The sequence below is a fragment of the Brevundimonas sp. genome, from assembly GCF_023259385.1.
Classification (GTDB): domain Bacteria; phylum Pseudomonadota; class Alphaproteobacteria; order Caulobacterales; family Caulobacteraceae; genus Brevundimonas.
This window is the reverse complement of record NZ_JAHFPF010000126.1, coordinates 1-9,830: the sequence shown is the minus strand read 5'-3', so window position 1 is coordinate 9,830 and position 9,830 is coordinate 1. Positions and strand designations below refer to the sequence as shown.

Here is a 9,830-nt window from a genome sequence, read left to right as displayed (position 1 = left end):
CAGCCCGCCGGACGGCGAGGTGCGCCTGACCCTGCTGCGCGACGAGATCGACGAACGCGCGGTCCATGTCCGGATCGACGACGACGGCCCCGGCATTCCGGCCGAGAACCTGGAGACCGTGTTCGAGCGCTTCTACACCTCGCGTCCGCGCGGCACGGCCTTCGGGGCCAACTCGGGCCTCGGCCTGTCGATCGTGCGCCAGATCGTCGAGGCTCACGGCGGGACGGTGCGGGCGGAGAACCGGCCCGGCGACGGCGGCCCCGCCGGAGCCCGCTTCGAGGTGGCCCTGCCCGCCGCCCCCGGAGCCCGCCGCCCATGACCCAGCCCGTTCACGCCACCGTCGTCGCGCAATGGGCCCCGGGCCGGGGCTGGCGCGCCGCCGCCCTGTTCGGGCCGCCGGGCGCGGGCAAGAGTGATCTGGCCCTGAGGCTGATCGGCGCCGGTTGGCGGCTGGCGGCCGACGACTACGCCCATTTGTTCGCCGCCTCGGGCAGCCTCTATGCCCGGGCGCCGCGCACCATCGCGGGCAAGATCGAGGTGCGGGGCGTCGGCGTAGTGCCCGCCTGCGCCCTGGATCTGGCCCGGGTCGTGCTGGCCGTGGAACTGGGTCCGGAGCCCGTTGAACGCCTGCCGGAACCGGCGATCCGGCGCGTGGAGGGGGTCGATCTGCCCCTGCTGCGGCTGGATCCGAGGGAGGCCTCGGCGGGTGAAAAGGTCGCGGCGGCCATCGCCCGGCTTTAACCCGACGCGGAGTTGGGCTATTCCGCGCGGCTTGCGGTCAGCTCAGGGAGCGATCGGAACGCGGGGGCGCAAGTCTTGGTGAAGCCTTCATGATCGGGCTGGTGATCGTCACCCACGGGGGTCTGGCCTCCGAATTCCTTTCGGCCATGGAGCACGTCGTGGGCCCCCAGCGCGGGGTCGCGGCCATCTGCATCGGTCCCGAAGACGATATGGAGCGCCGCCGGCGCGACATCGTCGACGCCGCGCGCGCGGTCGATGACGGCGACGGGGTGATCCTGTTGACCGACATGTTCGGCGGCACGCCCTCCAACCTGGCCATCTCGGTGATGGAGGAGACCCACGCCGAGGTCATCGCCGGCCTGAACCTGCCCATGCTGATCAAGCTGGCCAGCGTGCGCGGGCGCGAGCCGCTGGAAGCCTGCGTCGCCCACGCTCAGGACGCGGGCCGCAAATACATCTCCGTGGCCAGCTGGGTGCTGCAGGGCGAGAAATGACCGATCCCGTCGCCGCGACCGTCGGCATCTGCAATCAGCGCGGCCTGCACGCCCGCGCCTCGGCCAAGTTCGTGAAACTGGCCTCGACCTTCGACAGCGAGATCCGCGTCACCCGCGACGGCGTGACGGTGAACGCCCTGTCGATCATGGGCCTGCTGATGCTGGGCGCCGGCAACGGCTGCGACGTCCACATCGAGGCCGAGGGCCAGGACGCCGCAGAGGCCGTCGAGGCCCTGGCCGACCTGGTCAACCGCAAGTTCGACGAAGACCAGTAGGTCGGATCAGGCCTTGGAGCGTTCCGGCAGCACCGCGCCGACGTGGTCGATGCCCAGCTGTTCGGCGATCTCCATCTGCCGCGCCCGTTCCGCATAGCGATCCCGCTGCTCGACCGTGCGCGTGGCATGGCAGCGTTCGCAGCAGACCCCTTCGACGTACAGCGGCGAGGCGCGTCCGGCCTCGCTCACCGGCATGCGGCAGCCGCGGCACAGGGTGTGGCTGCCGTCGGACAGGCCGTGGCCGACGGCGACCCGCTCGTCGAAGACGAAGCATTCGCCCCGCCACAGGCTTTCCGGCTCGGACGCCGTCTCCAGGTAACGCAGGATGCCGCCTTCCAGGTGGAAGACCTCCGGCACGCCCTCGGCCTTCAGGAAGGCCGTCGCCTTCTCGCAGCGAATGCCGCCGGTGCAGTACATGGCCACCTTGGGCGGAGTGGGGCGGTCCAGCAGGGCGCGGCCCTCGGTGCGGAACCAGGCCGGAAAATCGCGGAAGCTGCGGGTGTTGGGCTGCACCGCGCCCGCGAAGGCGCCGATGGCGGTCTCGTAGTCGTTGCGGGTGTCGATGACGATGGTGTCGGGATCCGCGATCAGGGCGTTCCACTCGGCGGGAGAGACATAGGTCCCGGCCTCCGTCGCCGGATCCAGATCGGGCTCGCCCATGGTGACGATCTCTGCCTTGATCCGCACCTTCATGCGCCGGAAGGGCGCGGTGGCGGCGTCGGCGAATTTCACATCCAGCCCGCTGAAGCCGGGCAGGGCCCGGATGCCGTCCAGCACCCGGTCGATGGCGTCGGCGGGACCGGCGATGGTCCCGTTCAGCCCCTCGTGCGCCACCAGCAGGATGCCGCGCACATCCGGCGCGCACAGCTGTTCGAGCCGCCCCCGCACGGCCTCGCGATCCCCGATCCGTGCGAAACGGTACAGGGCGGCGACGCGAAAGGGAGCGACGGGGGGCGGGGAGGACGTCATGGATTGATCTGGACCTTCGGGTCCTTCTCCTGCTGTTCCATCCTGCGAAGCGCGCTAGCGCGAAGCAGGATGGTGGAGCCGAGGGGAGTCGAACCCCTGACCTCGTCATTGCGAACGACGCGCTCTACCAACTGAGCTACGGCCCCCCAAACCCCACTGAATAGTCGGGTGCAGGCGAGCGGGCGACATACGAGCGGGGGACCGGTGGTGTCAACCGGTCGCAGGTTGCAGTCGGGGCGCGAGTGCGGAAAAGTTGGCGGGAAGGGGCGGCTAAGGTTAGAAGCGGCGCTCAACCCTCTGCAGGAGCACTTCAGGGTATGGCGGCGATTATCGGCTTCTTGTTCTTCCTCATCACGGCGGTGCTGCGCCTGTTCGTGATCGCCCTGATCGTCAACGCCGTCCTGAGCTGGCTGGTGGCGTTCGACGTCATCAACTACCGCAACCGCTTCGTCGCCTCGCTGGCCGCCACGCTGGACCGGATCGTCAGCCCGGTGCTGGAGCCCCTGCGGCGCATCATTCCGCCTCTGGGCGGCATCGACGTCACCCCGATCGTGGCCATCATCGTGATCCAGGGGATCATGATCTACCTGCTGCCCGCGTCGCAGGCCGCCCTGTTGAGCTTCGTCCCCTTCTGACGACAGGGACGGTGCGAACAGGCCACGCCTCCCGGGTCATCGCGCCTCTCGCATCATCCCGCGCTTGCGCCGTCCGGCCACCGTCCTAAGGTGCCCGCCGACGGGGCCGCAGGGCCTGAAAGCCAACCGGATTCCATGACCACGATCAAATCAGTCGCCATCATCGGCGCGGGCCAGATGGGTGCGGGTATCGCCCAGACGGTGGCTGCGGGCGGCTATGACGTGAAACTCTACGACGCCGCCGGCGATCGCGTGCCCCAGGCCATGGGCGCCATCGCGGCCAGCCTGGCGCGTCAGGTGGCCCGCGGGCTGAGCACCCAGGCCGACGCCGACGCCGCCCTGTCGCGCATCACCGCCGCCGTCTCGCTGGCCGACGCCGGCAAGGCCGACCTGGTGATCGAGGCCGCCGTCGAGGACGAAGCGGTCAAGAAGGCCATCCTCGCCGATCTGGCGCCGCACCTGGCCGATCACACCCTGCTGGCGTCCAACACCTCATCCATCTCGATCACCCGGCTGGCCTCGACCACGGACCGGCCCGAGCGGTTCATCGGCCTGCACTTCATGAAGCCGGCGCCGGTGATGAAGCTGGTGGAGATCATCCGCGGCATCGCCACCTCGGCCGAGACCTATGAGGTCGCCGTCGCCTTCGCCGAGTCGCTGGGCAAGACGACCACCAATTCCGAGGACTTCCCCGCCTTCATCGTCAACCGCATCCTGGTGCCGATGATCAACGAGGCGATCTACACCCTGTACGAAGGGGTCGGGAACGTCGCCTCGATCGACAAGGCGCTGAAGCTGGGCGCCAACCATCCGATGGGTCCGCTGGAGCTGGCCGACTTCATGGGGCTGGACGTCGTTCTGGCCATCATGAACGTGCTGTACGACGGTCTGGCCGACAGCAAATACCGGCCCTGTCCGCTGCTGGTGAAATACGTCGAGGCCGGCTGGCTGGGCCGCAAATCGGGCCGCGGCTTCTACGACTATTCCGGCGACACGCCGGCGCCGACGCGATGATCCCCCGTCTCGAGCGGCCCGAGGACTTCCCGGGCCAGCAGCGCGTCGCCTGGCGGCGCGAGCCGCAGCGGACGGTGCTCGCCGTCGTGCTGGCCGTGCTGTGGCCGCCGCTGTGGGTGACGCTGGCGATCTGGCCGCCCCGCAACTGGGTTCCCGGGCTGGAGATGGACTGGCGCCTTCAGGCGATCACCCTGGGCCTGCTCGCGGTTCCGGCCATCCTGTGGCTGCTGGCGCGCGAGACCCGGCGCTCGGGCCGTCCCGCGACCCGGCTGGGCGTGGTCTGGCGCTTCATGTTCTACGGCGGCCTGCTGGCGGTCATCCTGGCGGCGCTGTTCGCCTTCGGCCAGGTGATCCAGCAGTGGCTGAACGCCGCCAACCTCGGCGAGGGCGTCGGCGGCAGCGAGACCACCCTGCTGATCTACGGCGTCGGCGGCCTGCCGTTCGCGGTCGTCATCGGCGTGGCCTACGCCCTGTGGGCCGGCCTGTGCGTGGCTTTCGTCGCCTTCTCGCCCCAGCCCGAGGTGCGCGACCGCCTCGGCGTCATGGGCCGCGACGGACAGGCCTGAAGCCTTACCGCGAATTGGTTTGACGCCGGACGCCGGCGCGGCAATCTGCCCCCCTGACCTCGGGGGGAGATCACCACATGGCCGCAACCGACGCCCTGACGGGCGAGACGACGGCGCCTGTCGCCCGGCTGGCGCCCGTTGCGCCCGCGGATCGCATCTTCACCCTGGACATGCTGCGGGGCTTCGCGATCCTCGGCATCCTGGCGGTCAACGCCGTGGCCTTCGCCTGGCCGATGGAACTGCAGACGGGCGCCGACGTCGCGCCGCCCTGGCCGCACGACCAGGCCAATATTCTCGGCCACTGGGTCACCGAGGTCTTCTTCCACAACAAGGCGCGATCACTGTTCTCCATGCTGTTCGGGGTGTCGATCTTCCTGATCGGCGGCGAAAGGCGGGACGAGGCGCGGGGCGCCCTCCTGTGGCGGCGCCTGCTGTGGCTGGCCGTGTTCGGCCTGATCCACGGCGCAGCCTTCTGGTACGGCGATATCCTGCTGCACTACGCCTACACGGGCGTTCTGGTGATGCTGGCGCGGTCGTGGTCGGCCAAGCGGCTGATCTGGACTGGAGCCCTGCTGAACCTGCTGTTCGGCCTGCTGTCGGCGGCCGCCTTCGCCGCCCAGGCCTTCATGCCCGAGGGCGCCGCGGCCGCCGGCGGCGGACCCTTCGCGGTGACGCCCGAAAGCCTGGCGGCGACCATCCAGGCCTATCAATCGGGCTGGCCGGCCGCGCTGATCGAAAACCTGAAGGCCGAGGCCATCCTGCAGGCGATGAGCATCACCCTGATCCCGATCACGGGGGCGCTGATGCTGCTGGGCATGGGGCTGTTCAAGGCCGGCTTCCTCAGCGGCCGGTCGCCGACCTGGGTCTATGTTCTCCTGCTGCTGATCGGCGGCGCCAACCTCGCCGCGCTGGGCTGGTACGAGTGGTTCAAGGCCGCGGCGCCGCACGGCGCGCCGGATCCGACGGGCGGCATGGCCGATATCGCGGCCAGCTTCGCGCCCCTGATCACCCTGGCCTACGTCAGCCTGCTGATCCTGATGACGCGGTTCGGTCTGAGGGTCGTCACGGGGGTGCTGGCGCCGGTCGGGCGGATGGCCTTCACCAACTACCTGACCCAGACCCTGATCATGACGACCCTGTTCTACATGCCGTGGGGGCCGCACTGGTTCGGCGATCCGGCCTGGGGGCCGGGACAGCTGTGGCTCGCGGTCGGAGGCGTCTGGATCGCCCAGCTGATCTGGTCCCCGATCTGGCTGTCGGTGTTCAGCATGGGGCCGCTGGAGTGGCTGTGGCGCTGTCTGATCTACGGACGGCTGGTGCCGATCAGAAGGGGCGAGGGCTGAGGGGCGGGGGCGAGACAGGACGTTGGGCGGTTGACGGCTCGGCGGTTCACGGTGTTCAGGCAGGAAATCATTCCGACCCTCGACCCTCGACCCTCGACCCTCTAGACCGCCAGCATGACCGAAGACGCCGCTCCCACCCGCCCCGAAGCCCGCGCCCCCAGGGGGTTCGCCGACCGCCGTGGCCGTGACCTGGTGGCCGAGCGCCGCCTCGTTCAGCGCGTGTCCGAGGTCTATGAGCGCTGGGGCTTCGAGCCGCTGGACACCGGGGCGTTCGAATACGCCGACGCCCTGGGCAAATTCCTGCCCGACGCCGACCGTCCGAACGAGGGCGTCTTCGCCCTGCAGGACGACGACGACCAGTGGATGGCCTTGCGCTACGACCTGACGGCGCCGCTGGCCCGGTTCGCGGCGCAGTCGTGGGAGACCCTGCCCAAGCCGTTCCGCCGCTATGCCTTCGGGCCGGTGTGGCGCAACGAGAAGCCGGGGCCGGGCCGTTTCCGCGAGTTCGTGCAGTGCGACGCCGACACGGTGGGCTCCGACCGTCCCGAGGCGGACGCCGAGATCATCGCCATGGCCTGCGAGGGCCTGCAGGCCGCCGGTCTGGCGCCGGGGCAGGCGGTGATCCGCGTCTCGAACCGCAAGCTGTTCGACGGCCTGTTCGAGGCCGGCGGCGTGGTCGATCCGATCCAGAAGCTGACCGCTCTGCGCGCCATCGACAAGTTCGACCGGCTGGGCTGGGAAGGCGTCTCGGCCCTGCTGGGCGAAGGCCGTCTGGACGAGTCCGGCGACTACACCAAGGGCGCTCAACTGCCGCTGGGCGTGGCCGCGACCATCGAGGCCTTCCTCGCTTCGGCGGGCGACGCGGCGTTGAGCCGGGCGGAGACGCTGGAGGCCGTGGCCCGCGCCGGCGGGCTGGGCGCCGTCGGCGAGGCGGCGCTGGAAGAGCTGGCGGCCATCGACCGGGCGCTGAACGCCATGAAGGTGGGGCAGGACGCGGTCCGCTTCGATCCGACCATCGTGCGCGGGCTGGAATACTACACCGGCGCCGTGTTCGAGGCCGAGCTGCTGCTGGAGACCACCGACGAGAAGGGCCGCGCCGTGCGCTTCGGCTCCATCGGCGGCGGCGGGCGCTACGACGACCTGGTCGCCCGCTTCACCGGCGAGCGCCTGCCCGCGACCGGCTTCTCCTTCGGCGTCTCGCGGCTGGCCTCGGCCCTTCGCGCGGCCGGGCGCGGCGACGAGGACGCGGTGCGCGGCCCGGTGGTCGTAATCGTCTTCTCGGAGGCCGACATGCAGCACTATCTCGATGCGGTGTCCGAGCTACGCAACGCCGGGATCGCCGCCGAACTCTACCTCGGCCGGGCGGGCATGAAGGCGCAGATGAAGTACGCCGACCGGCGCGGCGCGCCCGCCGCCGTCATTCTGGGCGGCGACGAGATCGCGGCCGGTCAGGTGACGATCAAGGACCTCGACGCGGGCCGCGCGGCCGCCGCCGGCGTCACGGACAACGAGGCCTGGAAGGCCGAGCGTCCGGGACAGCAGGTCGTGCCTCGCGCCCAGCTTGTGGCGACGATCCGGGGTATCGTCGGTTCCTGACGCACAGCTCCGTGAGTTATCGTTGATAACAAAGGAAAAGCCCCTGTCCGTGTCAGGGTCTTGATTGACTTGGAGCGGGAATTGTCGTCTTTCTGACGTACTCGGGAAGCGCAGCGTTTCGACGCAGCAGCGGCCCGGAGGCGTTTCGGGGAGGAAACGTCCGCTCCATGAGAGCGAAAGAAAGCCCGCCGCGATGTATCCCCCGCGGCGGGCTTTTTTGCGCCCGGAATCATGATGTTGGCGCTACCGCGCGGCGGCTCGCTGCTGGAGCCTGCGCGAAGCGCCCGGCCGCGTCGGGTCGGGAGATCCCCAAGGGCCGATGGTCCGCGGCCCAACAAAGAAAGGCGGAGCCTTTCGACCGTGGCCCAACAAAAAAGACCGGAGCGTGAGCCCCGGCCTTCTTCGTTCAGTGCGGCGATCCGCTTACCAGATACGGACGCGGTCTTCCGGCGCGAGGTAGTATTTCGTGCCCGGCTGGACGCCGAAGGCTTCATACCAGGCGTCGACGTTGCGCACCGGGCCGATGACCCGGAATTCGGCCGGGCTGTGCGAGTCGGTGTCGATCTGCTGCTTCAGCGCCGCTTCGCGATACTTGGACTGCCATACCTGGGCCCAGCCGTAGAAGAAGCGCTGGTCGCCGGTCGTGCCGTCCAGGACCGGAGCCGGCTGGCCGTTCAGCGACAGGTGATAGGCTTCCAGGCCCACCGCCACGCCGGCGGCGTCGCCGATGTTCTCGCCCATCGTCAGACCCGGACGGACATGGAACCCGGGGATCGGCTCGAACTGGCCGTACTGGGCGCCGAGGCGGGCGGTCAGGGCTTCGAAATTGGCCTTGTCCTGAGGGGTCCACCAGTTGCGCAGCACGCCGTCGCCATCGGACTTGGAGCCCTGGTCGTCGAAGCCGTGACCGATCTCGTGACCGATGACGCCGCCGATGCCGCCGTAGTTGACGGCCGGGTCCGCGTCCGGATCGAAGAAGGGCGGCTGCAGGATGGCGGCCGGGAAGACGATCTCGTTATTGGCCGAGTTGTAGTAGGCGTTCACGGTCTGCGGGGTCATGCCCCACTCGTCCTTGTCGACCGGCTGGTTCAGGCGGTTCAGCTGGTAGTTCCACTGGAACAGGCCGGCGCGCTCGCCGTTGCCGAACAGGTCGTCCGGACGGATCTCCAGGGCCGAATAGTCACGCCACTTGTTCGGATAGCCGATCTTGACGGTGAACTTGTTGAGCTTCTCCTCGGCGGCCGCGCGGGTCTCGGCGCTCATCCAGGTGTAGTTGCGGATGCGGTTGCCCAGCGCGGTGCGCAGGTTGGCGACCAGCTGCTCCATCTTCGCCTTGGACTCGGCCGGGAAGTAGTCGGCCACGTACTGGCGGCCGACGGCCTCGCCCAGCATGCCTTCGGCGAAGCTGATGCCGCGCTTGTCGCGGGGGCGCTGCATGGGCTGACCCTGCAGATCGCGCGACCGGAACTCCCACTGGGCGTCCGCGAAGCGGCGCGACAGGCGGCCGGCGGCGTCGTCGGTCGTGTGGAAGGCCTGCCAGGCCTGGATCGTCGCGATCGGGGTCTCGGCGTAGAGCGCCGCGATCTTCGGCATGGCCGTGTCCTGGCGGACGATCAGGCGCGGCACTTCACCCACGCCAACGGCGGTGTAGTAGGCCTGCCACGGGAAGCCCGGAGCCTCCGAGGCCAGCTGCGAGATGGTGTACTCGTTGTAGGTTTCGTCGCGGTTGCGATTCTGCTCCGGCGTCCAGTGCGCCTCGGCGATCTTGGTCTCGAAGGCGACGATGTCGGCCGCGGCCTGTTCCGGATTAGCCCAGCCGATCATGCCCAGCATGCGGGCGACATAGGCCTGGTATAGGACCTTCTTGTCGGCCCAGCGCTGCTCCAGATAATAGTCGCGGTTCGGCAGGCCCAGGCCCGACTGGCCGGTCGAGACGACGTAGCGGGTCGGCGCCTTCTGGTCGATCGTGATGCCGGTCCCGAAGATCGAGCCGCCGATGCGGCCCTGGGTCTGGCCCATGTAGACCGCGGCCTTGTCATGGGTGTCGGCGGCGCGGATGGCGGCGAGGTAGGGGGCCAGCGGCTGGGCGTCCAGCGCTTCGATCCGGGCCTCGTCCATGTAGGAGCGATAGGCGTCGGCGATCTTCTGCTCGTCGGAGCCGGCGGTCAGATCGGTGCGGGCCACCAGGCCTTCGATC

At 69.4% G+C, this 9,830-nt stretch carries 11 protein-coding genes and 1 tRNA gene; 9 read left to right on the top strand and 3 right to left on the bottom strand.

Going from position 1 to position 9,830, the window contains the following annotated elements; all coding sequences use genetic code 11:
* The 4 genes from Q0C81_RS10755 to Q0C81_RS10740 form a co-directional block, all read left to right on the top strand.
* A partial coding sequence (locus Q0C81_RS10755) for an ATP-binding protein (RefSeq protein WP_291837382.1) occupies positions 1 to 319 on the top strand: 319 nt, incomplete at its 5' end.
* A complete protein-coding gene (locus tag Q0C81_RS10750) occupies positions 316 to 741 on the top strand; it encodes a serine kinase (RefSeq protein WP_291837380.1) in 426 nt (141 codons plus the stop codon). The genes Q0C81_RS10755 and Q0C81_RS10750, both read left to right, overlap by 4 nt.
* An 89-nt stretch (positions 742 to 830) precedes the next feature.
* On the top strand, positions 831 to 1,235 hold the full coding sequence (locus tag Q0C81_RS10745; protein ID WP_291837378.1) for a PTS sugar transporter subunit IIA: 405 nt from the start codon (positions 831 to 833) through the stop codon (positions 1,233 to 1,235).
* Entirely contained in the window at positions 1,232 to 1,510 is a 279-nt protein-coding gene (locus Q0C81_RS10740) for an HPr family phosphocarrier protein (RefSeq protein ID WP_291837375.1), read from the top strand. The genes Q0C81_RS10745 and Q0C81_RS10740 overlap by 4 nt, the downstream gene beginning before the upstream one ends.
* Before the next feature lie 6 nt (positions 1,511 to 1,516).
* Here Q0C81_RS10740 and Q0C81_RS10735 read toward each other — a convergent pair whose 3' ends face one another.
* Positions 1,517 to 2,479, bottom strand: coding sequence for a rhodanese-related sulfurtransferase (locus Q0C81_RS10735; RefSeq protein WP_291837373.1), 963 nt, complete (start codon positions 2,477 to 2,479; stop codon positions 1,517 to 1,519).
* Between the two features lie 70 nt (positions 2,480 to 2,549).
* A tRNA-Ala gene (locus tag Q0C81_RS10730) sits at positions 2,550 to 2,625 on the bottom strand.
* A gap of 171 nt (positions 2,626 to 2,796) precedes the next feature.
* Between Q0C81_RS10730 and Q0C81_RS10725 the strand changes: the two genes are divergently transcribed.
* The 5 genes from Q0C81_RS10725 to hisS all read left to right on the top strand — a co-directional run bounded on the left by Q0C81_RS10725 (position 2,797) and on the right by hisS (position 7,633).
* The gene (locus tag Q0C81_RS10725) at positions 2,797 to 3,114 is read left to right on the top strand and encodes a YggT family protein (RefSeq protein WP_291837371.1); all 318 of its coding nucleotides are present in this window, start codon (positions 2,797 to 2,799) and stop codon (positions 3,112 to 3,114) included.
* Between the two features lie 135 nt (positions 3,115 to 3,249).
* Positions 3,250 to 4,128, top strand: a complete 879-nt coding sequence (locus Q0C81_RS10720) for a 3-hydroxybutyryl-CoA dehydrogenase (protein WP_291837369.1) — start codon at positions 3,250 to 3,252, stop codon at positions 4,126 to 4,128.
* On the top strand, positions 4,125 to 4,694 hold the full coding sequence (locus Q0C81_RS10715) for a phthalate transporter (RefSeq protein ID WP_291837367.1): 570 nt from the start codon (positions 4,125 to 4,127) through the stop codon (positions 4,692 to 4,694). Before Q0C81_RS10720 ends, Q0C81_RS10715 begins: the two co-directional genes overlap by 4 nt.
* 77 nt (positions 4,695 to 4,771) lie before the next feature.
* Positions 4,772 to 6,037, top strand: a complete 1,266-nt coding sequence (locus Q0C81_RS10710) for a DUF418 domain-containing protein (RefSeq protein ID WP_291837365.1) — start codon at positions 4,772 to 4,774, stop codon at positions 6,035 to 6,037.
* Between the two features lie 114 nt (positions 6,038 to 6,151).
* Complete coding sequence (gene hisS / locus Q0C81_RS10705; protein ID WP_291837363.1) at positions 6,152 to 7,633, top strand: histidine--tRNA ligase; 1,482 nt, start codon at positions 6,152 to 6,154, stop codon at positions 7,631 to 7,633.
* Between the two features lie 423 nt (positions 7,634 to 8,056).
* On the opposite strand, the gene Q0C81_RS10700 is transcribed toward hisS, so the two are convergent.
* Positions 8,057 to 9,830, bottom strand: a 1,774-nt coding sequence (locus Q0C81_RS10700; RefSeq protein WP_291837360.1) for a M13-type metalloendopeptidase, incomplete at its 5' end; no start/stop codon positions are given.

What these genes read in the sequence shown, in the direction of transcription:
- Q0C81_RS10750 (WP_291837380.1), top strand. Translation starts at nt 316, where the DNA reads ATGACCCAGCCCGTTCACGCCACCGTCGTCGCGCAATGGGCCCCGGGC.
- Q0C81_RS10745 (WP_291837378.1), top strand. Translation starts at nt 831, where the DNA reads ATGATCGGGCTGGTGATCGTCACCCACGGGGGTCTGGCCTCCGAATTC.
- Q0C81_RS10740 (WP_291837375.1), top strand. Translation starts at nt 1,232, where the DNA reads ATGACCGATCCCGTCGCCGCGACCGTCGGCATCTGCAATCAGCGCGGC.
- Q0C81_RS10735 (WP_291837373.1), bottom strand. Translation starts at nt 2,479, where the DNA reads ATGACGTCCTCCCCGCCCCCCGTCGCTCCCTTTCGCGTCGCCGCCCTG.
- Q0C81_RS10725 (WP_291837371.1), top strand. Translation starts at nt 2,797, where the DNA reads ATGGCGGCGATTATCGGCTTCTTGTTCTTCCTCATCACGGCGGTGCTG.
- Q0C81_RS10720 (WP_291837369.1), top strand. Translation starts at nt 3,250, where the DNA reads ATGACCACGATCAAATCAGTCGCCATCATCGGCGCGGGCCAGATGGGT.
- Q0C81_RS10715 (WP_291837367.1), top strand. Translation starts at nt 4,125, where the DNA reads ATGATCCCCCGTCTCGAGCGGCCCGAGGACTTCCCGGGCCAGCAGCGC.
- Q0C81_RS10710 (WP_291837365.1), top strand. Translation starts at nt 4,772, where the DNA reads ATGGCCGCAACCGACGCCCTGACGGGCGAGACGACGGCGCCTGTCGCC.
- hisS (WP_291837363.1), top strand. Translation starts at nt 6,152, where the DNA reads ATGACCGAAGACGCCGCTCCCACCCGCCCCGAAGCCCGCGCCCCCAGG.